Annotated in this window: 24 protein-coding genes; 15 read left to right on the top strand and 9 right to left on the bottom strand. The window is 58.4% G+C overall.

The window, feature by feature from the left end; all coding sequences use genetic code 11:
* Positions 1 to 22: 22 nt before the first annotated feature.
* On the bottom strand, positions 23 to 664 hold the full coding sequence (locus AFK24_RS15145) for a hypothetical protein (protein WP_080482158.1): 642 nt from the start codon (positions 662 to 664) through the stop codon (positions 23 to 25).
* Positions 665 to 1,026: 362 nt separating this feature from the next.
* Between AFK24_RS15145 and purE the strand changes: the two genes are divergently transcribed.
* The 4 genes from purE to AFK24_RS15125 all read left to right on the top strand — a co-directional run bounded on the left by purE (position 1,027) and on the right by AFK24_RS15125 (position 3,679).
* Positions 1,027 to 1,518, top strand: coding sequence for a 5-(carboxyamino)imidazole ribonucleotide mutase (gene purE / locus AFK24_RS15140; RefSeq protein WP_020291616.1), 492 nt, complete (start codon positions 1,027 to 1,029; stop codon positions 1,516 to 1,518).
* A 9-nt stretch (positions 1,519 to 1,527) separates the two neighbouring features.
* A complete protein-coding gene (locus AFK24_RS15135) occupies positions 1,528 to 2,610 on the top strand; it encodes a 5-(carboxyamino)imidazole ribonucleotide synthase (RefSeq protein WP_065833972.1) in 1,083 nt (360 codons plus the stop codon).
* Between the two features lie 204 nt (positions 2,611 to 2,814).
* Entirely contained in the window at positions 2,815 to 3,060 is a 246-nt protein-coding gene (locus AFK24_RS15130; RefSeq protein ID WP_020291613.1) for a GlsB/YeaQ/YmgE family stress response membrane protein, read from the top strand.
* Positions 3,061 to 3,145: 85 nt separating this feature from the next.
* Positions 3,146 to 3,679 (top strand): DUF3299 domain-containing protein, encoded by a 534-nt coding sequence (locus AFK24_RS15125; RefSeq protein WP_065833971.1) that lies wholly within the window; start codon positions 3,146 to 3,148, stop codon positions 3,677 to 3,679.
* A 124-nt stretch (positions 3,680 to 3,803) separates the two neighbouring features.
* On the opposite strand, the gene AFK24_RS15120 is transcribed toward AFK24_RS15125, so the two are convergent.
* Both AFK24_RS15120 and AFK24_RS15115 read right to left on the bottom strand, forming a co-directional pair.
* Positions 3,804 to 4,709, bottom strand: coding sequence for a D-hexose-6-phosphate mutarotase (locus AFK24_RS15120; protein WP_065833970.1), 906 nt, complete (start codon positions 4,707 to 4,709; stop codon positions 3,804 to 3,806).
* A 97-nt stretch (positions 4,710 to 4,806) separates the two neighbouring features.
* On the bottom strand, positions 4,807 to 5,208 hold the full coding sequence (locus tag AFK24_RS15115; protein ID WP_020291610.1) for an acyl-CoA thioesterase: 402 nt from the start codon (positions 5,206 to 5,208) through the stop codon (positions 4,807 to 4,809).
* Between the two features lie 419 nt (positions 5,209 to 5,627).
* Between AFK24_RS15115 and AFK24_RS15110 the strand changes: the two genes are divergently transcribed.
* Complete coding sequence (locus AFK24_RS15110; protein ID WP_065833969.1) at positions 5,628 to 6,929, top strand: MFS transporter; 1,302 nt, start codon at positions 5,628 to 5,630, stop codon at positions 6,927 to 6,929.
* Between the two features lie 54 nt (positions 6,930 to 6,983).
* On the opposite strand, the gene AFK24_RS15105 is transcribed toward AFK24_RS15110, so the two are convergent.
* Positions 6,984 to 8,345, bottom strand: coding sequence for a hypothetical protein (locus AFK24_RS15105; RefSeq protein ID WP_065833968.1), 1,362 nt, complete (start codon positions 8,343 to 8,345; stop codon positions 6,984 to 6,986).
* 279 nt (positions 8,346 to 8,624) lie between these two features.
* On the opposite strand from AFK24_RS15105, the gene AFK24_RS15100 reads away from it, so the two are divergent.
* From AFK24_RS15100 to AFK24_RS15070, 7 genes are all read left to right on the top strand, one after another.
* Entirely contained in the window at positions 8,625 to 9,620 is a 996-nt protein-coding gene (locus AFK24_RS15100) for a phosphate ABC transporter substrate-binding protein PstS family protein (RefSeq protein ID WP_065833967.1), read from the top strand.
* A gap of 414 nt (positions 9,621 to 10,034) precedes the next feature.
* Positions 10,035 to 12,044: an ABC transporter permease subunit gene (locus AFK24_RS15095; protein WP_430962163.1), complete on the top strand. Its 2,010-nt coding sequence runs from the start codon at positions 10,035 to 10,037 to the stop codon at positions 12,042 to 12,044.
* A 69-nt stretch (positions 12,045 to 12,113) separates the two neighbouring features.
* Positions 12,114 to 13,730, top strand: a complete 1,617-nt coding sequence (gene pstA, locus AFK24_RS15090) for a phosphate ABC transporter permease PstA (protein WP_170826338.1) — start codon at positions 12,114 to 12,116, stop codon at positions 13,728 to 13,730.
* 73 nt (positions 13,731 to 13,803) lie between these two features.
* Positions 13,804 to 14,637, top strand: a complete 834-nt coding sequence (pstB, locus tag AFK24_RS15085) for a phosphate ABC transporter ATP-binding protein PstB (RefSeq protein ID WP_065833964.1) — start codon at positions 13,804 to 13,806, stop codon at positions 14,635 to 14,637.
* Positions 14,638 to 14,712: 75 nt separating this feature from the next.
* Positions 14,713 to 15,474, top strand: coding sequence for a phosphate signaling complex protein PhoU (gene phoU, locus AFK24_RS15080; RefSeq protein WP_065833963.1), 762 nt, complete (start codon positions 14,713 to 14,715; stop codon positions 15,472 to 15,474).
* Between the two features lie 206 nt (positions 15,475 to 15,680).
* Positions 15,681 to 16,574, top strand: a complete 894-nt coding sequence (locus AFK24_RS15075) for a response regulator (protein WP_065833962.1) — start codon at positions 15,681 to 15,683, stop codon at positions 16,572 to 16,574.
* 192 nt (positions 16,575 to 16,766) lie between these two features.
* On the top strand, positions 16,767 to 17,663 hold the full coding sequence (locus tag AFK24_RS15070) for a peptidoglycan DD-metalloendopeptidase family protein (RefSeq protein WP_065833961.1): 897 nt from the start codon (positions 16,767 to 16,769) through the stop codon (positions 17,661 to 17,663).
* A 138-nt stretch (positions 17,664 to 17,801) separates the two neighbouring features.
* Here AFK24_RS15070 and AFK24_RS15065 read toward each other — a convergent pair whose 3' ends face one another.
* From AFK24_RS15065 to phoB, 3 genes are all read right to left on the bottom strand, one after another.
* A complete protein-coding gene (locus AFK24_RS15065) occupies positions 17,802 to 19,142 on the bottom strand; it encodes a hemolysin family protein (RefSeq protein ID WP_065833960.1) in 1,341 nt (446 codons plus the stop codon).
* 110 nt (positions 19,143 to 19,252) lie between these two features.
* A complete protein-coding gene (gene phoR, locus AFK24_RS15060; protein WP_170826337.1) occupies positions 19,253 to 20,566 on the bottom strand; it encodes a phosphate regulon sensor histidine kinase PhoR in 1,314 nt (437 codons plus the stop codon).
* A 51-nt stretch (positions 20,567 to 20,617) separates the two neighbouring features.
* Positions 20,618 to 21,307 carry a phosphate regulon transcriptional regulator PhoB gene (gene phoB / locus AFK24_RS15055; RefSeq protein ID WP_020291598.1) on the bottom strand — a complete coding sequence of 230 codons (690 nt, stop codon included), beginning with the start codon at positions 21,305 to 21,307 and terminating at the stop codon, positions 20,618 to 20,620.
* A gap of 160 nt (positions 21,308 to 21,467) precedes the next feature.
* Between phoB and AFK24_RS15050 the strand changes: the two genes are divergently transcribed.
* On the top strand, positions 21,468 to 21,848 hold the full coding sequence (locus tag AFK24_RS15050) for a COG4315 family predicted lipoprotein (RefSeq protein ID WP_065833959.1): 381 nt from the start codon (positions 21,468 to 21,470) through the stop codon (positions 21,846 to 21,848).
* Between the two features lie 39 nt (positions 21,849 to 21,887).
* Here the strand turns inward: AFK24_RS15050 and ubiA are convergent, their stop codons facing one another.
* Together ubiA and AFK24_RS15040 are read right to left on the bottom strand one after the other, a co-directional pair.
* The gene (ubiA, locus tag AFK24_RS15045) at positions 21,888 to 22,778 is read right to left on the bottom strand and encodes a 4-hydroxybenzoate octaprenyltransferase (RefSeq protein ID WP_065833958.1); all 891 of its coding nucleotides are present in this window, start codon (positions 22,776 to 22,778) and stop codon (positions 21,888 to 21,890) included.
* Entirely contained in the window at positions 22,778 to 23,338 is a 561-nt protein-coding gene (locus AFK24_RS15040; protein WP_065833957.1) for a chorismate--pyruvate lyase family protein, read from the bottom strand. Before AFK24_RS15040 ends, ubiA begins: the two co-directional genes overlap by 1 nt.
* Before the next feature lie 202 nt (positions 23,339 to 23,540).
* Between AFK24_RS15040 and AFK24_RS15035 the strand changes: the two genes are divergently transcribed.
* Together AFK24_RS15035 and AFK24_RS15030 are read left to right on the top strand one after the other, a co-directional pair.
* A complete protein-coding gene (locus AFK24_RS15035) occupies positions 23,541 to 23,708 on the top strand; it encodes a rubredoxin (RefSeq protein WP_003437744.1) in 168 nt (55 codons plus the stop codon).
* A gap of 39 nt (positions 23,709 to 23,747) precedes the next feature.
* A complete protein-coding gene (locus tag AFK24_RS15030; RefSeq protein ID WP_065833956.1) occupies positions 23,748 to 24,896 on the top strand; it encodes an NAD(P)/FAD-dependent oxidoreductase in 1,149 nt (382 codons plus the stop codon).
* Positions 24,897 to 24,934 lie beyond the last annotated feature (38 nt).

Here is a 24,934-nt window from a genome sequence, read left to right as displayed (position 1 = left end):
GTCGAGCGCCCCAGGCGTCACTTCAACGCGCCTTGTTTAGATAGCCGAGCATGAGCTTTCTGTTTTGATCACTGTAGAGGTAGCAATTGGCTCTCAGGCTCACACGCGTTGGGGTGATGTTTGTTTCGCACCACCAGCCGTCCTTGTAGATGACTTGCGACGCTTCGTGGTTGCCGCCCAACATATGACCGATCTCATGAGCTGGGGCGGTGTAAGTTGCCATCGATGCAATCGCCGCATAGTGACCGGGTTTAGTCAGTCCCAAGGTGTACTCATTGATTTGGTTGCGGGTTAAAACCAGGTATTTGTGAGTAATTGATTGGGGCCTATTGTTCTCGGCAATGTATTGGTCGACCAGCCGCGTCCAGTTGCGCAGCGTGTTTTCTTCATTTTGACCTTGGTAGTCAATGGCCGTGAGCGGGCCTTGGCGCTCGATAAAATCCAGGTAAACCCTGCGTCCACTGAAGTGTTCAAGGTCTTTGAGCAGCCAGACAAAGTAGTCGCGTCGGATGTTGTGGCGTTCGACTTGTGGAATATCGTCGTGCAGGAATACGGTCAGAAAGATCGGCCGCTTCTCCGACGCCAGATCGGCAAAAGCGGGTTGCGAGAGCAGGGCAAGCATCAGCACAAGTAGCGTGGCAGGTTTGAGAAAATCCATTTTCATTTGAGTTAGTCCATTAACAGGTCAGAAAATACCGTCAGTCCATAACGGAGTAAGCCAAGTTAAATACAACCAGGTGGGGTTATACAGTTCACGCGTTCGACAGCTAAAGTCATAAGCTCGGGATCGGATACGTAGGACGCTGGTTACAGCCTGTGTCGGTCAGCCTTGTACCTGAACGAACCCGAAAACCGCCGGAATGCAGATGGTCGTCAAGGGGGCTGTCATCTGTCAGCTTTACGGTATACTGCGCGGCCTTTGGCCGGTTCGATCGGTCATTATTCGTACAGCAAGCCACGCCGGTCTCCCGCGTGGCTTGTTTGTTTTTTGACGCGCCTGCGGGCGCCCGATGAAGAGGCACGACGATGAGCGCACTGGTTGGCGTGATCATGGGCTCCAAGTCCGATTGGTCCACCCTTAGCCACACCGCCGATATGCTGGAAAAGCTCGGCATTCCATTTGAAGTCAAAGTGGTTTCGGCCCACCGGACACCGGATTTGCTGTTCCAGTACGCCGAGCAGGCCGAAGGCCGTGGCATTGAAGTCATCATCGCTGGCGCGGGCGGCGCGGCGCATCTGCCGGGCATGTGCGCGGCCAAGACGCACCTGCCGGTACTCGGCGTTCCGGTGCAGTCGTCGATGCTGTCCGGTGTCGATTCCCTGCTGTCCATCGTGCAGATGCCTGCGGGTATCCCGGTTGCGACCCTGGCCATCGGCAAGGCTGGTGCGATCAACGCCGCATTGTTGTCGGCCAGCATCCTGGGCGCCAAGCATCCCCAATTCCACGCAGTGCTGAAGAAATTTCGTGCTGAGCAGACAGACAGCGTCCTGGACAATCCAGACCCGCGCGACGCCTGAGGTTTTTCCATGAAGATCGGTGTAATCGGTGGCGGCCAGTTGGGTCGCATGTTGGCGTTGGCAGGCACCCCGCTGGGGATGAACTTCGCATTCCTGGACCCGGCGCCAGACGCTTGTGCGGCTGCGCTGGGCGAACATTTGCGTGCCGATTATGGCGATCAGGATCATCTGCGCCAGTTGGCCGATGAAGTGGATCTGGTCACCTTCGAGTTCGAAAGCGTGCCCGCCGAAACCGTGGCGTTCCTGTCGCAGTTCGTGCCGGTCTACCCGAGCGCCGAAGCCTTGCGCATCGCCCGTGATCGCTGGTTCGAGAAGAGCATGTTCAAGGACCTGGGCATTCCAACCCCTGAGTTCGCCGACATCCAGTCCCAGGCGGATCTGGACGCCGCAGTTGCCAGCATTGGCCTGCCTGCGGTGCTGAAAACCCGCACCCTGGGTTACGACGGCAAGGGCCAGAAAGTGCTGCGCACCCAGGCCGATGTCGCCGGAACCTTCGCCGAGCTGGGCAGCGTTGCCTGTCTGCTGGAAGGCTTTGTGCCGTTCACCGGGGAAGTCTCGCTGATCGCGGTGCGTGCCCGTGATGGCGAAACACGCTTCTACCCGCTGGTGCACAACACCCACGACAACGGCATCTTGCGTATTTCCATCGCCAGCACCGATCATCCATTGCAGGCGCTGGCCGAAGATTACGCCGGTCGGGTGCTGAAGCAGCTGGATTACGTTGGCGTGCTGGCGTTCGAGTTCTTCGAAGTCGACGGCGGTCTGAAAGCCAACGAAATCGCGCCTCGCGTGCATAACTCCGGGCACTGGACCACCGAAGGCGCTGAATGCAGCCAGTTCGAAAACCACCTGCGCGCGGTGGCAGGCTTGCCATTGGGCTCAACCGCCAAGATCGGCGAGAGCGCGATGCTCAACTTCATCGGTGAAGTGCCGGCGGTGGATAAAGTCATCGCCATCGACGATTGCCATTTGCACCACTACGGCAAGGCTTTCAAGGTCGGTCGCAAAGTGGGCCACGCGACTATTCGCAGCGCCAACCGCGCAACCCTGGACCGCCAGGTGAAACTCGTCGAAGCACTGATCAAAGGCTGATTGCTGTTCAGCGGTACCTGACCTCCCGCAACGGGAGGTCAGGGTTGACTCTTCTGCAGGCTGCTCCCGCCGCCGATATCCGCCCATCAAATTGCAATGCAGCGCCTATAGTGTGGAACCATTCTGGGCTGTACGTTCTCAGATGGCAGGACACCAAGCGGCGTATCAGTATTTGGTGTGTCCAATTCATACAGAGGGAATGACATGGGTATTATTGGAACCATCTTCATTGGCTTGATCGTGGGCCTGCTGGCTCGCTTCCTTAAGCCAGGTGATGACAGCATGGGTTGGATCATGACCATTCTGTTGGGTATCGGTGGCTCTCTGGCAGCAACTTACGGTGGCCAGGCTTTGGGTATCTATCAGGCAGGCGAGGGCGCAGGTTTCCTCGGCGCGCTGGTTGGCGCAGTTGTGCTGCTGGTGCTGTACGGTCTGATTAGAAAGAACTGACAGTCAGTAGCTGGCCCTCTGCGCACTCGGCGCGTAGAGGGCTAGAATGCCGGGCTTGTTTCACTTCCTCTAGCCGAGCTTGCCAATGCGACGTCTTGTTTTTATTGCTGTGCTGCTGACCTGCGGCCTGGCCCACGCTGAAATTCCCGAAACCGACTGGCTCGAACTGATGCCCAGGTCGGATCAAAAAGCCCTTGAGGCCATGCCCGAAATCGACCACAACTCGCCCGAGGCGCAGGGAACGTTCGACAGCAAGGGTGGCTTGAAGCAAAGCAAAGGTCTGCCCGCGGTCATGTATTCGGCCAAGACGGTGCCGACCATGAATGGCAAAGAGATTCGCCTGGGTGGGTATCCGGTTCCGCTGGAAACCGATGCGAAAGGCCGCAGTACGCTGTTCTTCCTGGTGCCGTATCCGGGCGCCTGCATCCACGTGCCGCCACCGCCGCCGAATCAGCTCGTCCTGGTGCGCTATCCGAAAGGCTTGAAAATCGATGATATCTACACACCGCTATGGGTGGTCGGCACGCTGAAAGTCGAGAAGGTCAGCAATGACCTGGCGGATGCCGCTTATGCGCTGGAAGCGGCGAAGGTACGGGTTGTGGTTGAGGCGGATCTTTAGCGGGTAATAATCTGTGGGAGCGAGGCTTGCCCGCGAAGAACGAAAACCCGGTGGATCTGTCCCATCGGGTCGCCTGATTCGCGGGCAAGCCTCGCTCCAACGGTCTCTACGGTCTCTACGATGTTCAGGCTTCGATCGCCTCAGCCCACACGCTAAGCGCCAACACATGCATCTCATCCGGGGCCAGGGTCACGATGTCGTCCAGCACGTTGGCGGTTTCGACGCAGACCATGCCTTGCCAGCCATCGGCGGCCATGTCGCTGAAGCTTTTGGTTTTTTCCGTCCACGGATTCCACAGCACGGCTGACTTCGAGCCGCTGGTGCAGATGTGGATTTTGCGCTGCCATTGCGGATCGACGATGCTCAGCATGTCGGGGGTGTCGAGGTAGATGCGGTCGGTCTCGCCAGCAAACCGCAGTTCGCCGGATTGCTCGCGCTCTTCCCAGTTCTGCAGGGTTTCGATATAGCGCAGGCCGTCGAGGCCTTTGATGCTGATCTCGCGTACATCGCTGACCGCAAAGTAGCTGTGCAATGCCTGGCTAAAGCTCACGGTTTCGGTGCCGCTGTTGTAACTGACGAGGCTGACGTTCAGCGCTTCATCCAGGCGAATGCTCAGCTTGAGGGCCACATTATGCGGCCAACCCGGCAACTGACCTTCGGCCAAGGGCTGAATGAATTCGACGAGCAGCGCGTCGCCATCTTCGCCAACCCCCAGCAATTCCCAATCAATGGCCCGGACTTCACCGTGAGCCTTGGCCGGTTCATCGCTCTGGCGCATCGCCTGGACGCTTTGCGGGTTGCGCTCAAGGTTGCCGAACCAAGGCCAGCAGATCGGCATGCCGCCGCGAATCGCTTTGCCTTTTTTGAACGCAGCTTGCTCATTGGGCCAGATCAGCGGCGGTTGGCCATCAACCTGATAGCTGACGATGTGCGCGCCTTGCTGGGCAACAACCAGTTCGGCGTCGCCGTGGCGGATGCGCCAGCAATTCAGCTCATCGATAGTGACGGTTTCAACCTGGGGCGTTGGCATGGGTAAGTTCTCGCTCAAGGACGGTGACAGTAATAGACCGTGCAAAAGTCATCGAGTTTACCGTGAAGCGGCCACTGCATGCCTCAGGTGCGGCAAATTACCGCCGCGCGGGGACCGAACGCGTGCGGCCGCTGCCGTCGATGGCGACGAACACGAACACCGCTTCAGTGACCTTGCGCCATTCGCTGGACAGCGGGTCATCGCTCCACACTTCAACCATCATCTGGATGGAGCTGCGGCCGATTTCCAGGGCTTGGGTGTAGAAGGACAATTGCGCACCAACGGCAACCGGCACCAGAAACGCCATGCGGTCGATAGCCACTGTCGCGACGCGCCCGCCTGCGACTTTGCTGGCCATTGCGGTGCCGGCCAGGTCCATCTGGGACACCAGCCAGCCACCGAAAATATCGCCGAAACCATTTGTTTCACGGGGCAATGCGGTGATTTGCAAGGCGAGGTCGCCTTGTGGAATTGGATCTTCTTGTTCGAGCTCGATCATGCATAGGGTGCCTCTGACCCATGACGCTTAAGTCTTTGCCGCGGTGGACAGATGCCCGGAGGCGTCTGAAGGGAAACTCTGCGAAAGCGGCTGTCGGACAGCTGATTTCGCACAGTACCCCGATACGTTTTCACACAAGATGTAGCAAATCGCGGTCTGCGAGTATATCGGGCGACGCGTCAGGCTACGACCCGTTGACTGGCGATTTAGACCACTTGCAGCTTCTATCTGTGTGCTTTTTGAAACAATTTGCTATCGTGCCGGACCCGATCAGGCGGCATGACTGCTTGTATCACGCAATTTTGGTGCCTATCTGCGCCTGTTGCTTGAGAGAATCGCTTCTGCACGCCATCCCGCCGCAGTCAGCATTGCTATCGCTTATCCATAAAAGAGATGTTCACAAGAGAAGAAGCCTTGCCATGTCAACAGTGCACTCAAGTACCGCGCAGCCGTCGCGCCCGCTGACCCGTAACGACTACAAGACGTTGTCGCTGTCCGCACTGGGCGGCGCGCTGGAATTCTACGATTTCATCATTTTCGTGTTTTTCGCGACCGTGGTCGGCAAGCTGTTCTTTCCCGTGGACATGCCGGAATGGCTGCGCATGATGCAGACCTTCGGCATCTTTGCTGCCGGTTACCTGGCTCGACCGCTGGGCGGCATCATCATGGCGCACTTCGGCGACCTGCTGGGGCGCAAGAAAATGTTCACCTTGAGCATTTTCATGATGGCGGTCCCGACGCTGATCATGGGTTTGTTACCGACTTACGCACAAATCGGCATGTGGGCGCCCATCCTGCTACTGCTGATGCGGGTCATTCAAGGCGCGGCGATTGGCGGCGAAGTGCCGGGCGCCTGGGTGTTCGTCTCCGAGCACGTTCCAGCGCGCCATATCGGCTACGCCTGCGGCACGCTGACCTGCGGCCTGACCGCCGGGATTTTGCTGGGTTCGCTGGTCGCCACCTTAATCAACAGCATTTATACCCCGATTGAAGTGGCCGATTTCGCCTGGCGTATCCCGTTCCTGCTCGGCGGCGTGTTCGGCCTGTTGTCGGTTTACCTGCGCCGCTGGCTGCACGAGACGCCGGTGTTCGCCGAGCTGCAACTGCGCAAGGCCTTGGCCGACGAAGTGCCGCTTAAGGCTGTGTTACGCGATCATCGCGGCGCGGTCGCGATTTCGATGCTGCTGACCTGGCTGCTGTCCGCGGGCATCATCGTGGTCATCCTGATGACCCCGACCATTCTACAAAGCGCGACGTTTGGCTTCCCTGCTGCGGTCGCATTGAAGGCCAATAGCCTGGCGATTGTCTTCCTGAGCCTGGGTTGCATCGGTGCCGGTGCGCTGGCTGACCGCTTTGGCGCGGGTTGGGTGTTCCTGCTCGGTAGCCTCGGATTGCTGATCACGTCGTGGACGCTGTATCACAGCCTCGGCGCGCATCCGGACTGGTTGTTCCCGCTGTACGCGATAACCGGTCTGTTCGTCGGCACCATCGGCGCGGTGCCGTACGTGATGGTCAAGGCGTTCCCGGCAGCCGTGCGCTTCTCGGGTCTGTCGTTCTCCTACAACCTGTCCTACGCCATCTTCGGCGGTCTGACGCCGATGGTCGTGACCTTCATGCTCAAGTCCAGCCCGATGGGGCCGGCTTGGTACGTGGCGGCGCTATGCTGCATGGGTATGGTGATGGGTGGGTATTTGCTGAAGACCGAAGTGCGTCGCAGCTAGGCGATTGCACGGGTAAAAAGCGCAGGCCCGCTTTGGCAGGCCTGCGCCTTGGCTTCATACCTTGATGGCGAGCACCGCGCCGGAACCTTCGGCTGCGCCAGCGCAAAGGATTGTTCGCGGGTTTGAACCTTCTACGTAGCTGCCCCTAGGGAAAAACGATGCACCTGGCGGTGAGCCTACACTCGAGCCTTCAGCAAAACTTGTATCGGGTTTACCCGTTGAATGGAACCTGCCAGCAACGGACCAGCTATCGGTTGGTGTGCCGCCGCTGCCGAAAACCACGATCTTCCCCGCCTCGTCCATCAATGTTCTTGCATCGTTCCACAAGTCATACGTGGAAGTCGGATGAAACCGCAGATAAACCGGCTTGCCCTGGTTGAAGCGTTTATCAGGCTTGCCATTGGTCAGGCATCTCGCAAGCAGGCTTTCCTCAATTCTCAACTCCCGATTGAAATGTAATCCAGTGACCAATAGATGGGCTTCATCGCTGGAGATCGAAACATCCCTGATTAGAATTGGTTCATTCGGCTCCAGGTCCACAAAACCACTCTGACCAAAATTCGTGTCAAAGTTGCCATCGGTGTCGAGTCGGGTCATGAATCCCACTTCGTGACCCGCGGCACTCCCATAATAACCGTAAGTGAAAAGTCGAGTTCTCTCCTCGACAAGTTTCAAACCGGAGAGGTATGTCCCCGTAGCGGGTGATCGTTGTAGTTCCAGAATGCCTTGCCCGGCGAAACTTTCGTCCAGCCGACCATCCGGGGTCAGCTTGATCAAGAACGAGCGTATTGGACCTTCTTCAGCGATGGTTGCCGCCATGATGATTTTTCCATCAGGTAACACCACCGTGCCGACGGTCCGGATAGCCCTGTTCGCAAGTGATGTAATGTTGAGTACGCCGTCATTGCCAAAGCTTGTGTCCAGGCTACCGTCAGACGCCAGTCGCGTCATCGTCACATGCAGAAATTGCGTATTTGAAAGGCGCCGGTGTTCCCCGATAACTAATAGTTGTCCGTTCTCAAGTTCAATAATTTGCTGGGGAAATGAATAGTCGGTAGCGCCGAATCTGATATCGACGGTTCCGTCTGCGCGAGCGCCGAACGACGTATCAATATTTCCGCTGGAGTCAAATCGGGCAACACCGGCGTTGTTGATATAAGGATCAGGATTGCCCGGGGCTAAAGCCTCATAATAAGTCGCCAGGTACTTTGAACTGTTGCGCAACTGCACAATGGAGGAGACCCAGGACGTTCGACGTCCACCCATATTGATCAGTAACTTTCCGTCGCGACCAAAAGTTTCATCATATTGCAGCGGATTCAGAGGCGATGCGCGATCTGAGCTATTTCTTTGGATTGGCGCTTTGAATGCCTGTTCTTCCAATGCCAAGTGTCTACTGTTTAACGTGGATTCCATTCGCTGAGTCTCCATGACTTAATAATTATTAGACGTTGATATGTTCTGTTAAGCATATGCAACGGGTGAAGTGCAATGAGATTTTTTGGCAATTGGCTGATAAAAATTTATCGCGAGGCGTTATGTTGCCTAGAGCGTGATCAACCGCACGTTTCAACAGACAAAAGCCCTGTTGGTGAAAGAGTCACGCAACTGTCACAATCTTTTCATAAAGTCGTCACGCTGCCCGCCAATACTGACGGTCACGGATTTTTTGACTCACCTCGCTCGGAGCAAGGTATGAAACTCAAGCGTTTGATGACTGCACTGACCTTCTTAGCCGCTGGCGTGGCGACTGCCCATTCCTTTGCCGCTGTTGATCCTGCGATCAAGCCTTATGTGAAGACCTCCGGCGTGTCGGGCAATCTGTCCAGTGTGGGTTCCGATACCCTGGCGAACCTCATGACGTTGTGGGCTGAGGCCTACAAGAAAGAATATCCCAGCGTAAACATTCAGATTCAGGCTGCCGGCTCGTCCACTGCGCCACCTGCCTTGACCGAAGGTACCGCCAACCTTGGGCCGATGAGCCGCAAGATGAAGGACGGCGAACTGTCGGCTTTCGAGCAGCGGCATGGCTACAAACCTACGGCGATCCCGGTTGCAGTCGATGCGCTGGCGGTTTTCGTGCACAAGGACAACCCGATCAAAGGCCTGACCATGGCCCAAGTGGACGCGATTTTCTCCGTCACGCGTCTGTGTGGTGCCAAGGCTGACGCCAAGACCTGGGCCGACGTCGGTGTCACCGGTGATCTGGCAGGCAAGCCGATTCAATTGTTTGGCCGCAACTCGGTATCCGGCACGTATGGCTACTTCAAGGAAGAAGCGCTCTGCAAAGGCGACTTCAAGGCCAACGTCAATGAACAGCCTGGCTCGGCTTCGGTGGTCAGTTCCATCAGCAGTTCGCTGAACGGCATCGGTTATTCGGGTATCGGTTATAAAACGTCCAGCGTGCGCACCGTGCCGCTGGCCAAGAAAGAAGGCGCCGAGTTCGTCGAAGACAACGAAGCCAACGCACTCAACGGTTCCTATCCGCTGGCGCGCTTCCTTTATGTCTATGTTAATAAGGCACCCAACAAGCCTTTGGCGCCGCTGGAAGCTGAATTCATCAAGCTGGTTCTGTCCCGGCAAGGTCAGGAAGTGGTCATGAAAGACGGCTATATCCCGCTGCCATCGAAGGTCGTGACCAAGGCATTGACGGATCTGGGCTTGCAGGAAGGTGCAGTCGCGGCGAAATAATCGTCACCCTCGGCGAGGCTTGCTTGAATCAGGCCGCGCTATTAACTGTACAGTCCGCTGCCAGGATCGTGGGTGGCGGGCTTTTTTGCGTCACCTCGCTGTAATGTTTTTGTCATACAGGACCGCTAGGGTGTGCGCATGAATGATTTGGCCAAGCCTTCGATGAATCAGAATTCACCCGCCAAGCGCATTGATTTCAATACGCCGCAGATGCAGCGCAAGCGCCGCGTGCGTGCTTTCAAGGACCGCTTGACCCGTTGGTACGTGGCCATCGGCGGCCTTGCCGTGCTGGCGGCGATCACCTTGATCTTCTTTTATCTGGCCTACGTCGTGGCTCCGCTGTTTCAAGGCGCAACCCTGACCCAGGAAAGCCCGGTCAAACCGGCCTGGCTGAACGACGCCGGCAAGCCGCTGATGCTGTCCATCGAGGAACAGAATCAGGTCGGCATGCGAATTTCCGACCTGGGTGAAGCGGTGTTCTTCAATGCCCAGAACGGGGCGGAACTGCAACGCATCAGCTTGCCGTTGCCTGCTGGCGTGACCGTCGCGTCCATCGGCAAGGACCAGCCCGGCACACCATTGATTGCGTTGGGTTTGTCCAATGGTCAGGTGCTGGTGTTCCGCCACAGCTACCAGATCACCTATCCCAATGACCTGAAAACTATCACTCCCGCGCTGCTCTGGCCCTACGGTGAAGCGCCTCTGACCATTGATGATCAAGGCCGAGCGCTGGATCACGTCACCCTCAATGCCAATGGCGAAAGCCTGCTGATCGCCGCGTCGACCGGTTCGCAGCTGCACGTGCTGGGCCTTGAGCAAAAAGAAAACATGATGACCGGCGAGGTCAGCAGCGAGTTGAGCCGTATTGATCTGCCGCAGCTGTCGGAGGCGGTCAAAGCCATCTATATCGATCCGCGCCAGCAATGGCTGTATGTGATCAATGGCCGCGCCCAGGCCGACGTGTTCAGTCTGCGCGATCGCACGCTCAATGGCCGCTATAAGCTGCTCGAGGACGGCAATGCTGAAATCACCGCCAGCACGCAACTGGTGGGCGGTATTTCGCTGATTATCGGCAACTCCAAAGGCGGCATGGCTCAGTGGTTCATGGCCCGCGATGTGGATGGCGAACAGCGCCTGATGCACATTCGCGACTTCCAGATGAGCACCGCGCCTATCGTGCAAATCCGTGCCGAGCAGCGCCGCAAGGGTTTCATCGCCATGGACGCTTCCGGCAAGTTGGGTGTGTTCCATAGCACCGCGCATCGCACCTTGCTGGTTCAACAAGTCGCCGAGGATGCAGGACTGATTACCCTGTCGCCGCGTGCCGACCGGATCATGGTTGAGCAGGGCGGCGCATTGTTGCCGATGGTCCTGAAAAATCCACACCCGGAAGTGTCCTGGAGTTCGCTGTGGGGCAAGGTCTGGTACGAAAATTATGACGAGCCTAAATACGTCTGGCAGTCCACGGCTTCCAACAGCGACTTCGAACCCAAGCTGAGCCTCGCGCCACTGACCTATGGCACGCTGAAAGCCGCGTTCTACGCCATGCTGCTCGCCGCACCGCTGGCCATTGCCGCAGCAATCTATACCGCTTATTTCATGGCACCGGGCATGCGCCGCAAGGTCAAGCCGGTGATCGAATTGATGGAAGCCATGCCGACGGTGATTCTCGGCTTCTTCGCCGGGCTGTTTCTGGCGCCGTATCTGGAAGGGCATTTGCCGGGGATTTTCAGCCTGTTGCTGCTGACGCCGATTGGCATTCTGGTGGCCGGTTTCGCCTGGAGCCGCTTGCCTGATTCGATTCGTCTGCGGGTACCCGATGGCTGGGAAAGCGCGATTCTGCTGCCGGTGGTGCTGCTGGTTGGTTGGGCGTCACTGGGCATGAGCCCGCATCTGGAGAACTGGTTCTTCGGCGGCGACATGCGTATGTGGATCTCCAATGATCTGGGCATTACCTACGATCAGCGCAACGCACTGGTGGTCGGCATCGCCATGGGTTTCGCAGTCATCCCCAACATCTACTCAATTGCCGAAGACGCCGTGTTCAGCGTGCCGCGCGGCCTGACCCTCGGTTCGCTGGCACTGGGCGCCACGCCGTGGCAAACCCTGACCCGCGTGGTCATCCTCACGGCGAGCCCGGGGATTTTCTCGGCGCTGATGATCGGCATGGGCCGCGCGGTGGGCGAAACCATGATCGTGCTGATGGCCACCGGCAACACGCCGATCATGGACATGAACCTGTTTGAAGGCATGCGCACGCTGGCGGCGAACGTCGCGGTGGAGATGCCGGAGTCGGAAGTGGGAGGCAGTCATTATCGAGTGTTGTTCCTCGCAGCCCTGGTGCTGCTGACGTTCACGTTCGTGATGAACACCTTGGCGGAGCTGATTCGTCAGCGTCTGCGCAAGCAATACTCGTCTCTCTAAGGAAGGTAGAAGTTCGTGAAAAAGAACTCCCTCAAGAGCTGGTTCAAAAGCGGCGCCCCCGGCGTCTGGATGAGTGCGGGTGCCGTCTCCATTGCTGTCATCATGACCATTGGCCTGCTGGCGGTGATCGCCGTACGCGGCCTCGGGCATTTCTGGCCGGCGGACCTGACCTACGCGCAGTACGACGTACCCAATCAGGAAAAGCATGTTCTGATCGGTGAAGTGGTCGAGCAGGAGCAAGTGCCGCGCGCACGCTTGAAAGGCTCAGGCTTGCCGGTACTCGATGCAGGCCCGGAATTCATGACCCGCGAGCTGGTCAAGGTCGGCAATCGGGACCTCAATCCCAGTGATTTCACCTGGGTGGTTGGCGAATGGTTGACCGAACAGAGCAAACCGCCGGAACTGATGACCCTGGAGCGCCGCGAGTGGGGCAATTTCTACGGTTATCTGGTCAACGTGAAGGAAAACGGCAAGATTGTTGCTGAAGGCGAGGCGGCCTGGCCGACCCTGCAGGAACGCATCCAGCGTATCAATAGCCTGGCGCGCGAACTGTACGGGCTGGAAAAGAAAGACATCGGCGCCATCAACCACGGCATTGAACGCTTGCGTCTGCAGGCTCGCAAGCTGGAGCTGGAAGGCCAGCTGGACCCGCAAGCCCAGGCCGACATGGCCAGCGAGCGCGCCGAACTGGACCATCGCTATAAAGACATCGAAGCGCAACTGAGCGCGCTGCACACCGCCTTCGACCGCGACAGCCTGACCGCCAGGGATGCCAACGGCAAAGAAGTCGAAATCAGCCTCGGCAAAGTGGTGCATGCCTATCAGCCCAACGCCATGGGTACATTTACCAAGCTGGGTTTCTATTTCAAGAAGCTCTGGGAATTCCTCAGCGAAGACCCGCGTGAAGCCAATACCGAAGGCGGCATCTTCCCGGCGATTTTCGGCACCGTGATGATGACCTTGATCATGGCCGTGATCGTCACCCCATTTGGCGTGTTGGCGGCGGTTTATCTGCGCGAATACGCACGGCAAGGCCCGGTGACGCGCCTGATCAGAATCGCGGTGAACAATCTGGCTGGCGTTCCAGCGATTGTCTACGGCGTGTTCGGCCTGGGTTTCTTCGTTTATGTGCTGGGTGGTTCGGTGGATCGGCTGTTCTTCCCGGAAGCCTTGCCCGCGCCGACTTTCGGCACGCCGGGCTTGCTCTGGGCGTCCTTGACGCTGGCGCTGCTGGCCGTGCCGGTGGTGATCGTCGCCACCGAAGAAGGCCTGGCGCGCATCCCGCGGACCTTGCGCGAAGGCTCGCTGGCGTTGGGCGCTACCAAGGCAGAAACCCTGTGGAAAATCGTTTTGCCCATGGCCAGCCCGGCGATGATGACCGGCCTGATTCTCGCCGTGGCCCGCGCTGCGGGTGAAGTGGCGCCGCTGATGCTGGTGGGCGTGGTGAAGCTGGCGCCATCGCTGCCGGTGGATGGCAACTACCCTTATCTGCATCTGGACCAGAAGATCATGCACCTGGGTTTCCATATTTACGACGTCGGCTTCCAAAGCCCGAATGTCGAGGCCGCACGTCCGCTGGTGTATGCCACGGCGTTGCTGCTGGTATTGGTGATCGCCTTGCTCAACCTGTCTGCGGTGGCGATTCGTAACCATCTGCGCGAGAAATACAAAGCGCTGGACAGCTGATTTGCAACAGCACCGCTCCCTCGCAGAAGGAGGGCGGTTCGATGAACAGAATGCTTAGCACCGGGAGCAATCCATGCAGCACGACAACCCGACCCACGGCGTCAACATGACGACCCTGGGCCGCAAGCGACAAGGCCTGCATCTGGCCGACGAGACCGTGGCCATCGAAGTGCCGGGGCTGAATCTGTTTTACGACGATAAACAGGCGCTGTTCGATATCAGCCTGAATATTCCCAAGCAACGGGTGACGGCGTTCATCGGTCCGTCCGGTTGTGGCAAGTCCACGCTGCTGCGCACGTTCAATCGCATGAATGATCTGGTCGATGGCTGCCGTGTCGACGGTTCCATCAACCTGTGGGGCCATGACATCTATCGCAAGGGCGAAGATGTTGCCGAATTGCGCCGCCGCGTCGGCATGGTGTTCCAGAAGCCCAACCCGTTCCCCAAGACCATCTACGAAAACGTGGTCTATGGCTTGCGGATTCAGGGCATCAACAAGAAACGCGTGCTCGATGAGGCCGTGGAATGGGCGCTCAAGGGTGCTGCGCTGTGGGACGAGGTCAAGGATCGCCTGCACGAGTCCGCTTTGGGCTTGTCCGGCGGTCAGCAGCAACGTCTGGTCATCGCCCGCACCATCGCGGTCGAGCCTGAAGTGTTGCTGCTGGACGAACCCTGTTCGGCGCTTGATCCAATTTCGACGTTAAAAGTCGAAGAACTGATCTACGAACTGAAATCCAAATACACCATTGTGATCGTTACCCACAACATGCAGCAGGCGGCGCGGGTCTCGGATTACACCGCATTCATGTACATGGGCAAACTGGTCGAGTTCGGTGACACAGATACGTTGTTCACCAATCCGGCGAAAAAACAGACTGAAGACTACATCACCGGCCGCTATGGCTAGGTGAGATGTGCTTCGTCAGCCCCTGAACCACCGCTGCGTTTTTGCACTTAATCGGACGTTCCAAGGACACCAAGCATGATCCATAAAGACAGCCTCACGCATCACATCTCACAACAGTTCAACGCCGAGCTCGAAGAAGTGCGTAGCCATTTGCTCGAAATGGGCGGATTGGTCGAGAAGCAGGTCAATGATGCGGTGACCGCCTTGATCGAAGCCGATTCGGGGCTGGCCCAGCGGGTTCGTGAAGTCGACGACCGCATCAACCAGATGGAGCGCAACATCGACGAAGAATGCCTGCGCATTCTTGCCCGTCGGCAGCCAGCGGCCTCTGACCTGCGCCTGATCATCAGCATTTCCAAGTCGGTGATCGACCTGGAGCGCATCGGTGACGAAGCCACCAAGATCGCCCGTCGCGCCATCCAGCTGTGCGAAGAAGGCGAATCGCCGCGCGGTTACGTCGAAGTGCGGCACATTGGCGATCAGGTCCGCAACATGGTCCGTGATGCGCTGGACTCCTTTGCACGCTTTGACGCCGAGCTGGCTTTGTCGGTTGCCCAATACGACAAGATCATCGACCGCGAATACAAGACCGCGCTGCGTGAGCTGGCGACCTACATGATGGAAGACCCGCGCTCCATCTCCCGTGTACTCAACGTGATCTGGGTGCTGCGCTCGCTGGAACGCATCGGCGACCATGCGCGCAACATTTCCGAGCTGGTCATCTATCTCGTGCGCGGCACCGACGTGCGCCACATGGGCCTTAAGCGCATGAAAGAAGAAGTGCAGGGTATATCGACCGAAACTCCTAATGTTCCGGGCCAAGCTGACGATAAATAAGACTGCCTGCGAAAAAAAACGCCCAGCATGCTGGGCGTTTTGCATTCTACGGCTTTGAATTTTCCAGCCGCCCGCGAATTAAATGTCCTGGCGTCGTCAACAGTTTGGCCGCTGGCCATCAGCCAGCGCTATGCTTGCCGAAATAAAGGGCGTGTCAGCATCACCGCGGTTCGCCAGTCATGGCGGACATGCCCGCAGGAGCGTCGATGAGTAAAGTCAGTGTATTGATTGTGGATGACGCGACTTTCATTCGCGATCTGGTAAAGAAAGGCCTACGCAACTATTTCCCCGGGATTCATACCGAAGACGCCGTCAACGGTCGCAAGGCCCAGACCATGCTGACCCGCGAGAGCTTCGACCTGATCCTGTGCGACTGGGAAATGCCGGAGATGTCAGGCCTTGAGCTGCTGACTTGGTGTCGCCAGCAGGACGGCTATCTGAAGACCGTGCCTTTCATCATGGTGACCAGCCGTGGTGACAAGGAAAACGTCGTACAGGCCATCCAGGCGGGTGTTACCGATTTCGTCGGCAAGCCGTTCACCAATGAACAGCTGCTGAGCAAGGTCAAGAAGGCGCTGGCCAGGGTCGGCAAACTCGATGCCGTGATGACCAGTGCCCCAAGCCGGATGGCATCGCCCATCAATGAGTCGCTCAGCGCGCTCACGGGTGGCCGAGCCGAAGTCGTCAGGCCAGCAGGCACTGCCTCGGGCGGCATCGCCAAGCCGCCTCCGGTGGCCGCTGTATCGCCCTCGCAAGCACCTGCCGGTCGTGGGCAAGGCCAATTGCGTCTTTCCAGCGGCATTCAGCAATGCGTGATCAAGGCGCTGACGCTCAAGGAAGCGTTGCTGGTGGTGCGTCGTACCGACAGCCTGCCGCAGATCCTCGAACAAGCGGTGCTTGATCTGGAACAGGGCGAAAACGCCGAGGTTGCACGCCTCAATGGCTACCTGCACGCAATCGTGGCGTTCGAGCAGAAGCTGGACAGCGACTGGCTGCAATTGACCTTCCGCTTTACCGACCAGGATGCGCAAAAGCTGGACTACGTGTCCCGGCTGATCGCTCGCGGCACCGCTCAGAAACACTTTGTGCCGGGTGGTTAAATCCGTTGGAGCGAGGCTTGCCCGCGAACGAGGCCTTCGCGGGCAAGCCTCGCTCCAACACGTTGCGCTCCACTCAGCATCTGGCGCGATTTCCTTGACGCTCCTTCTATTACCGATTGAAACAGCTAAGTCCTCAACAGCACGGATCACTGGTAGGCTGGCCCAACTTCTTTACAACCCAGACTGAATCCCATGCTTGAGCGCTTATTGATCCTGTGTGCTCTGTTGCTGGCCGCACAATCGGCCGGGGCCGTCACCATCTATAAATTCACCGATGCCAATGGCGTCGTGTCGTTTACTGACCGGCCCACAGCGGGCGCGTCGGTGGTGGTGTTTCGGGATCGCATGGTTGAGCACATCGAGCGTCAGGTGCATCTGACTACCAAGAAAGAAAAGGGCGTGGACAGCCTGTACGTGCGCAACGATTTGTACGCGCCGGTTGAAGTCGAACTCAAGCTTTCCAGTGTGAAGAATGTGCTCGGCGTGTCGGACCGATCGATCCGGCGCACCATTGCCCCGCGCAGTAACGAACGGCTGGTGGTGTTGAGTCCGCAGGTAGCGAGTCGGGTCATGAGTTACAAGACCAGCCTGCGTTCCATCGTCGGTGATCCTCAGCGCTCGAGCCTGGCGTACCGCTATCCGCTGCCGTGGGTTGGCGGGCCGTTTCGTCTGAGTCAGGGGCCGAACGGCAAATACAGCCATTTCGGCGCCAAGGGCCGTTACGCCATGGACATCGCCATGCCCGAAGGCACGCCCATCGTCGCGGCGCGCAGCGGCGTAGTGATCAAGACCGAGAATGAACAGACCGGCAAGGGATCGAACCCTTCAGGCAACTTTGTGCGCATCCTGCACGACGACGGCACCATGGGCGTCTATCTGCATTTGATGAAAGGTTCGGTCAGCGTCAAGGAAGGTCAGCATGTCAGCGTAGGTAGCGCACTGGCGCGCTCCGGCAACACCGGCAACAGCACCGGGCCGCATTTGCACTTCGTGATCCAGCGCAACGTCGGCCTGGCGCTGGAATCCATCCCCTACGAATTCGCCCAACCGGTACAAAGCCTGCCCAACTTTGCGGTGGGCGGGAATTGATGGTTGCGCTAGAGCCGTAGGACCGGCTCGTAGGACCGGCTTTAGCCGGGAGAGCAGTCTTTGCGGCACCGAGTTGCATCGAAGCGACCGACGCTCTCCCGGCTGAAGCCGGTCCTACGGGTTCAATCGATCAGGCAATCAATCGAGCTTGACCACCTTGGCCAGCACGATTTTCGGGCCTTTCATCTTTTTGATGATGATGCGCAGCCCTTCGACTTCCATGACTTCCTCGACTTCCGGCACCCGCTTGAGGGTTTCATAGATCAGGCCAGCCAGGGTTTCGGCTTCCACGTGGTCCAGATCGATGCCCAGCAGGCGCTCGACCTTGAACAGCGGCGTGTCACCGCGTACCAGCAGCTTGCCCGGTTGATACGCGAGAATGCCGCGCTCGACCTTGCGGTGTTCGTCCTGAATGTCGCCGACCAGCACCTCCAGCACGTCCTCCATGGTCAGGTAACCGATGATCTTGCCATCGGCTTCCTCCACCAACGCAAAGTGCGCGCCGCCCTGACGGAACTGCTCCAGCAGACGCGAGAGCGGCATGTGCTTGGAGACGCGCTCCAGCGGGCGGGTCAGCTCGGCCAGATTGAACGACTCGGGAATGTGATCCAGCGCGGCCAGCTCCAGCAGCAGATCCTTGATGTGCAACAGGCCGACAAACTCGCCACGTACCGCGTCGTAGACCGGATAACGGCTGAACTTGTGACGGCGAAACAGCGCGAGGATTTCCTTAAGTGGCGCGTTAAAATCCAGCGTCACCAGGTCTTCACGGGAGTTGGCCCAGTCGACCACTTCCAGCTCGCCCATTTCCACCGCCGACGCCAGCACACGCATGCCCTGGTCGCTCGGGTCCTGGCCACGGCTGGAGTGCAAAATCAGCTTCAATTCTTCGCGGCTATAGCTGTGCTCGTGATGCGGGCCGGGTTCGCCCTGACCAGCGATGCGCAAAATGCCGTTGGCGCTGGCATTGAGCAGATAGATCGCCGGGTACATCGCCCAGTAAAACAGGTACAGCGGCACGGCGGTCCACAGCGACAGCAGCTCAGGCTTGCGAATGGCCCAGGATTTGGGGGCCAGTTCGCCGACCACGATGTGCAGGTAGGAAATGATGAAGAAGGCGGAGAAGAACGACACGCCTTTGACCACTTCCGGCGAGTCCACGCCCACGGCGCTCAACAGCGGCGCCAGCAGGTGCGCGAACGCAGGTTCGCCGACCCAGCCCAGGCCCAGCGAAGCGAGGGTGATACCGAGCTGGCAAGCCGACAGATAAGCGTCCAGCTGGCTGTGTACGGTGCGCAGGATATGTCCGCGCCAGCCGTTTTTTTCGGCAATGGCTTCGACCCGGGTCGAACGAAGCTTGACCATGGCGAATTCCGCCGCAACGAAAAAGCCGTTGAGCAGGACCAGAACCATTGCGAAGAGAATCATGCCGAAGTCGGCGAAAAGCGAAGCGAAGTTAAAACTAGGGGAAGGGTCCATGGTGGAGGTTTACAGGTTCCGTTATGACTGAAGAAGAAGGCTGCCGCATCGGGATCGAGGGCATAAGAACGGCAATGTAGCGGCTAGAAGCCAGCTTGCCTAGTCGCGCTTCAGGGATTGATCAGCTGAATGGCCGGAAAATGGCAGATAAAAACGCTGCCCTTGCCCGGCACGCTGTTGATTTCCAGTGTGCCGCGATGGCGCAGCAGCACATGCTTGACGATCGCCAGGCCCAGCCCGGTGCCGCCGGTATTCGACGCACGGCTGGAATCTACGCGATAGAAGCGCTCGGTCAACCTTGGCAAATGCTTGGTTTCAATGCCGATCCCCGAGTCCTGCACGCTCAAATGCGCGCCGTGCTCGTCGGCCCACCAGCGGATGTGGATCTTGCCTTCGGCCGGGGTGTATTTCACCGCGTTGAAAATCAGATTCGAGAACGCGCTGCGCAGCTCGGTTTCGCTGCCCTTGAGCTGCACTTCGCTGTCGACATTCAGGCTGATCTGCTGATTCTTGTTGGCCGATAGTGCTTGCGCATCGCCCTTGATGGTCTTAAGCAGCGTGCCCACCTCGATGGGATAACTGTCTGACGGATAGTCAGTGGCTTCAAGTTTGGCCAGCAACAGCAAATCATTGAGCAGCGTTTGCATGCGGCCGCCTTGCTGATGCATTTGTTGCAGCGCGCGAACCCAGCGCGGATTCACCTCTTCGACGTTATCGAGCAGGGTTTCCAGATAGCCGAAAATCACCGTCAGCGGCGTGCGCAGCTCGTGGGAAACGTTGGCGACGAAGTCTTTGCGCATTTGCTCCAACTGATGAATCCGCGTGACATCACGGACCAGCATCAAATGCTCGTTATTGCCGTAGCGGGTGATCAACAGCTGAATGCGCAGCCGGTCGTTGGTGGGCGAGGGGATTTCCAGCGGTTCGGCGTAGTTGCCCTGCTCGAAATACTCCTTGAAGCGCGGATGGCGCACCAGATTGCTCACTGACTGGCCGCTGTCCTGCGGGGTCTTGAGCCCGAGCAATGTCTCGGCGGCACGGTTCCACCATTCGAGATTGCCTTCGCTGTCGAGCATGATCACGGCGTCCTTGAGGGCCGCAGTGGATTCCTGAACGCGGTCGATCACCGCTTGCAGCCGCCCGCGCACCCGTTGGTCGCGGCGTTGCAAATGATAGATGCTGTCGAAGACTTCGCCCCACAAACCGTAGCCATCCGGCGGCGGCTCATCGGCCTTGTGGCTGCTCAACCAATCGTGCAGGCGCAATAACTGCTTGAGGGTCCAGGCCAGGTAGAGGCCCAGTCCGATTGCCAGGCTCCAGCCATACTGATTGCTGATCAGGCCAGCCACGAGGGCGGCCGTAACCAGCATCAGCATGTGGCGGATCAGGGTGCCGTACCAATTTTGATTCAATTGAAAGCACATCCTTGTCTGGCGCGGACTTTACGGTTGCGCTGTCTGCTTACAAAACGGCAATCAATTCTTGGTGGAAAACCGATAACCCGTGCCGCGCACGGTTTGTACCAGATTTTCGTAGGCATCGCCGAGGGCTTTGCGCAGGCGACGAATATGAACATCAACGGTGCGTTCTTCGACATAGACATTGCCACCCCAGACCTGGTCCAGCAGTTGGCCGCGCGTATAGGCGCGTTCCTGATGGGTCATGAAGAATTGCAGCAAACGGTATTCGGTCGGGCCCATTTCCGCAGGTTTGCCGTCGATGGTGACCCGATGACTGATCGGATCAAGCAACAAACCGCCCACTTCAATCGGCGATTCGCCATCCGTCGGACCGGCACGCCGCAGCACGGCTTTCAGGCGTGCAACCAGCTCGCGTGGCGAAAAGGGTTTGGTGATGTAGTCATCGGCACCGACTTCCAGGCCCTGGATCTTGTTGTCTTCCTCGCCCTTGGCCGTGAGCATGATAATTGGAATGTCGCAGGTCAGCTCATCACGCTTGAGGCGGCGAGCCAGCTCGATGCCTGACGTGCCGGGCAGCATCCAGTCGAGCAGAATAAGGTCCGGCTTGCGGTCGACAATGATTGCATGGGCTTGCTGAGAGTTCTCTGCTTCCATGCAGTCATAGCCGGCCATTTCCAATGCAACGGCGATCATTTCGCGAATAGGCGCTTCGTCGTCAACGATCAGAATGCTCCTGCCAACCATGCTCGAACCTCTTGTCATTTAACTGTCTTGGGGCGCATTAGATAACGGAATTATTGCAGTCGTGTGACAGCTTGGGATGGGGCTAGCATGCCACGTTGTTACAGGTCTAAGCTTGCGGGTCTGTCCTACAATAATTTTTACAACAACAGAGGATTATCCAATGGCTAAATTTTCATCAACTTTGCTGGGCTTGCTGACAGCTGCTGCACTGGCATCCTCGGGCTTGGCGTTTGCTGCCGAGCCGGGAATGATGGGCGATAACGGCATGCTGACAGATCACAGCGGCAAGACGCTCTACACCTTCGATAAAGATGCTGCCGGCAAATCGGCCTGCAACGACAAGTGCGCTGAAAACTGGCCGCCATTGAAAGCTGCGGCGGCTGACAAGGCCTCGGGTAAATGGACCGTTATCAAGCGTGACGACGACACCATGCAATGGGCCTACGAAGGCAAACCGGTGTATTTGTTCAAAAATGACAAGGCCGCTGGCGACAAGACTGGCGATGGCAAAGGTGATGCCTGGCACATCATCAAACCTTAAGCCTGCTCTGGCGCTGACTGCCGGCCACGAACCTGTCAGTCAGCGCAGCGCGTAATCGGCAACGATGCCGACGAAGATCGCCAGCCCCGCCCAGTGGTTGTGCAAAAACGCCTTGAAGCACGCCTGTCGATCACGACTGCGCGTCGACCAGAATTCCCAGGCGAAACACCCGGCCGCCACCAACAGGCCTAGATAGAAACAAATCCCCAACTCGAAGCGCCCACCCGCCAGCAGCAAACATCCCAAGGCCAGACCTTGCAGGGTCAGAATGATCACCCGATCAGCATCGCCGAACAGCACCGCCGTGGATTTCACGCCGATTTTCAGATCGTCTTCACGGTCGACCATCGCGTAATACGTGTCATAAGCCACGGTCCACAGCAGATTGGCGATATACAGCAGCCACGCAGCAGCGGGCAAATCCCCGGTTTGCGCGGTGAACGCCATCGGCATGCCCCAGGAAAACGCCGCGCCGAGCACCACTTGTGGGTAATAGGTGTAGCGCTTCATAAACGGATAGCACGCGGCCAGCGCCAGACCACCGAACGACAGCCAGATCGTTGTGGGATTTGTCAGCAAGACCAGCAGGAAACTCACGATCACCAGCAGCGCAAACAGCGCCAGGGCTTCTTTCGAGCTGATCTTGCCGCTGACCAGCGGTCGCTGTTCGGTGCGTTTGACGTGGCCGTCTACTTTGCGGTCGGCGAAATCATTGATCACGCATCCGGCGGCGCGCATCAGGAACACACCGACGACGAAAATGATGAGGTTGGCCAGCGACGGCGCGCCTTTGCCGGCAATCCACAACGCCCACAGCGTCGGCCAGAGCAGCAGGTAAATGCCAATCGGCTTGTCCAGGCGCATCAACTGAATGAAATCCCAGGCGCGTGGATTCAGGTGATTCAGGGATTTGAGCAGCGTCAGGTACATCAGCAGTGTTCCCCGGATTGAATTGCCCGCCAGAGTGTCGGCAAGAACACTTCGGCGACCAATATCTTCAAAGGGCCGCGACTGAAGCACGAGCGGCGACCCCATAAATTGTCGGCGGCGTCCGGCGTTGGCAGCCAGGCCGCAGGGTAATGACAGATCTGCAACGGACCGCGCAGAAAGGCTTCGTCGCAGAACAGCAATTCGCCCAGTGAGCGCGTGCCCAGTTCGTCCATATTCAAGCCGCCTTCCTGCAAGGCACTGCGCGCCGCGACGCTGCGGGCGAAGACCCACTTTTCGGCGTGGCCGCGCAGGTACACCTCGCGAACCCAGCCGATGCTGTGTTCGGGCAGATCCAGCGCCGCACACTCGTCGTCGCGAAGCGGTTGCCAGCCTTCGAAAAGCGGCGTGACACTAAAGCGATTGCCCGACAGCGCGGTCAGACGGCGAGTCAGGGAATCCTCATGGAACAGCCACTCAAGGACCACGGGCGCAGGCGTCTCGATGAGAGACTCGCGCTCCAGCCAGATCGGGGTGGGAAATACGGGTTTTTGCTGGGTCACAATAAGCAGTTATTGGCGTTAATAAAGGCGGCGAGCTTAGCATGATTGACCGTCGCAACCGATGACCCGCAACGCGCTGCGACAATGATCGGGCTTGCATCTCGGCGTCCCGATCAGTACAAAACGCCCTGAGCACGGTGGCAAGCGCGATACCCATCGACCGCCATGCCGGCGACACCCTGAAAACCTGAGAGAAATTCTGATGAAAAAGTGGCAATGCATTGTCTGTGGCCTGATCTACAACGAAGCTGATGGCTGGCCGGATGACGGCATCGCGCCGGGCACGCTGTGGCAAGACGTTCCTGAAGACTGGCTGTGCCCGGATTGCGGCGTCGGCAAAATGGATTTCGAAATGATCGAAATCAACTGATTCAGGCTACAACTGTCCTTTAACTTCCTGGAAAACCGAATGAACGCACCTGTCGTGATAATTGGCACTGGCCTGGCGGGCTACAACCTGGCCCGGGAATTTCGCAAGCTCGATGGCGAAACGCCGCTGCTGTTGATCACCGCCGATGACGGTCGCTCGTATTCCAAGCCGATGCTCTCCACGGGCTTCGGCAAAAATAAACACGCCGACGGCCTGAGCATGGCCGAACCTGGCGCGATGGCCGTGCAACTCAACGCCGAAGTGCGTACTCATACACGCATCAGCGGCATCGATGCGGGGCACAAACGCCTGTGGATCGGCGAAGAAGCGGTGTACTACCGCGACCTGATCCTGGCCTGGGGCGCGGAAACCATTCGCGTGCCCATCGAAGGCGATGCAGCCGATGCCGTTTTCCCGATCAACGATCTGGAAGACTACGCGTTGTTTCGTGACGCAGCGGCGGGCAAGCGTCGCGTGTTGATCCTCGGTGCCGGCCTGATCGGCTGTGAATTCGCCAATGACCTGATCCTCGGCGGTTACGAAGTCGATCTGGTCGCGCCGTGTGAGCAAGTCATGCCGACCTTGCTGCACCCGGCCGCAGCGGCGGCGGTGCGCGCAGGCCTCGAAAGCCTCGGCGCACGCTTCCACCTCGGGCCGGTGCTGACCCGCTTGCTGCGCACGGACAGCGGGCTCGAAGCGCATCTGTCGGATGGCGAAGTCATTGCCTGCGATCTGGTGGTGTCAGCCATTGGCTTGCGCCCACGCGTCGATCTTGCAGCGGCGGCGGGCCTGCAGACCAGTCGGGGCATCCTTGTCGACCGCGAACTGAAAACCTCCCACGCCAACATCTACGCTCTGGGCGATTGTGCGGAAGTCGATGGCCTGAACCTGCTTTACGTCATGCCGCTGATGAGCTGCGCCCGCGCGCTGGCGCAAACCCTGGCGGGCACCCCGACCGCCGTTAAATATGGCCCGATGCCGATCACGGTGAAAACTCCGGTTTGCCCACTGGTGGTCTCGCCGCCGCCACGCGGGACCAATGGCGTCTGGAGCGTCGAAGGGCAGGGCGCCGACATCAAGGCGCTGTGTCACGACGCGGAGGGCAACCTCCTCGGCTACGCGTTGACCGGTACCGCCGTGATGGAAAAGCTCGCCCTCAACAAGACGCTCCCGGCTTTGCTGGCCTGAATACGGGTCGTTCTGTCGGATAAGCCGCGATTTTGTTC

It is taken from the genome of Pseudomonas syringae, assembly GCF_001698815.1.
Lineage (GTDB): Bacteria > Pseudomonadota > Gammaproteobacteria > Pseudomonadales > Pseudomonadaceae > Aquipseudomonas > Aquipseudomonas syringae_A.
Note: the sequence above shows the minus strand (reverse complement) of the source record. Positions and strands in the feature narration are given on the sequence as shown.

Excerpts from the sequence above, each read along its gene's own strand:
- AFK24_RS15035 (WP_003437744.1), top strand. The coding sequence starts at position 23,541 with ATGAAAAAGTGGCAATGCATTGTCTGTGGCCTGATCTACAACGAAGCT.
- phoR (WP_170826337.1), bottom strand. The coding sequence starts at position 20,566 with ATGTGCTTTCAATTGAATCAAAATTGGTACGGCACCCTGATCCGCCAC.
- AFK24_RS15115 (WP_020291610.1), bottom strand. The coding sequence starts at position 5,208 with ATGATCGAGCTCGAACAAGAAGATCCAATTCCACAAGGCGACCTCGCC.
- AFK24_RS15120 (WP_065833970.1), bottom strand. The coding sequence starts at position 4,709 with ATGCCAACGCCCCAGGTTGAAACCGTCACTATCGATGAGCTGAATTGC.
- AFK24_RS15070 (WP_065833961.1), top strand. The coding sequence starts at position 16,767 with ATGCTTGAGCGCTTATTGATCCTGTGTGCTCTGTTGCTGGCCGCACAA.
- phoU (WP_065833963.1), top strand. The coding sequence starts at position 14,713 with ATGATCCATAAAGACAGCCTCACGCATCACATCTCACAACAGTTCAAC.
- pstB (WP_065833964.1), top strand. The coding sequence starts at position 13,804 with ATGCAGCACGACAACCCGACCCACGGCGTCAACATGACGACCCTGGGC.
- AFK24_RS15105 (WP_065833968.1), bottom strand. The coding sequence starts at position 8,345 with ATGGAATCCACGTTAAACAGTAGACACTTGGCATTGGAAGAACAGGCA.
- AFK24_RS15100 (WP_065833967.1), top strand. The coding sequence starts at position 8,625 with ATGAAACTCAAGCGTTTGATGACTGCACTGACCTTCTTAGCCGCTGGC.
- AFK24_RS15030 (WP_065833956.1), top strand. The coding sequence starts at position 23,748 with ATGAACGCACCTGTCGTGATAATTGGCACTGGCCTGGCGGGCTACAAC.
- AFK24_RS15110 (WP_065833969.1), top strand. The coding sequence starts at position 5,628 with ATGTCAACAGTGCACTCAAGTACCGCGCAGCCGTCGCGCCCGCTGACC.
- AFK24_RS15065 (WP_065833960.1), bottom strand. The coding sequence starts at position 19,142 with ATGGACCCTTCCCCTAGTTTTAACTTCGCTTCGCTTTTCGCCGACTTC.
- phoB (WP_020291598.1), bottom strand. The coding sequence starts at position 21,307 with ATGGTTGGCAGGAGCATTCTGATCGTTGACGACGAAGCGCCTATTCGC.
- pstA (WP_170826338.1), top strand. The coding sequence starts at position 12,114 with ATGAGTGCGGGTGCCGTCTCCATTGCTGTCATCATGACCATTGGCCTG.
- AFK24_RS15095 (WP_430962163.1), top strand. The coding sequence starts at position 10,035 with ATGCTGTCCATCGAGGAACAGAATCAGGTCGGCATGCGAATTTCCGAC.
- AFK24_RS15075 (WP_065833962.1), top strand. The coding sequence starts at position 15,681 with ATGAGTAAAGTCAGTGTATTGATTGTGGATGACGCGACTTTCATTCGC.
- AFK24_RS15145 (WP_080482158.1), bottom strand. The coding sequence starts at position 664 with ATGAAAATGGATTTTCTCAAACCTGCCACGCTACTTGTGCTGATGCTT.
- AFK24_RS15050 (WP_065833959.1), top strand. The coding sequence starts at position 21,468 with ATGGCTAAATTTTCATCAACTTTGCTGGGCTTGCTGACAGCTGCTGCA.
- AFK24_RS15130 (WP_020291613.1), top strand. The coding sequence starts at position 2,815 with ATGGGTATTATTGGAACCATCTTCATTGGCTTGATCGTGGGCCTGCTG.
- ubiA (WP_065833958.1), bottom strand. The coding sequence starts at position 22,778 with ATGTACCTGACGCTGCTCAAATCCCTGAATCACCTGAATCCACGCGCC.
- AFK24_RS15135 (WP_065833972.1), top strand. The coding sequence starts at position 1,528 with ATGAAGATCGGTGTAATCGGTGGCGGCCAGTTGGGTCGCATGTTGGCG.
- purE (WP_020291616.1), top strand. The coding sequence starts at position 1,027 with ATGAGCGCACTGGTTGGCGTGATCATGGGCTCCAAGTCCGATTGGTCC.
- AFK24_RS15125 (WP_065833971.1), top strand. The coding sequence starts at position 3,146 with ATGCGACGTCTTGTTTTTATTGCTGTGCTGCTGACCTGCGGCCTGGCC.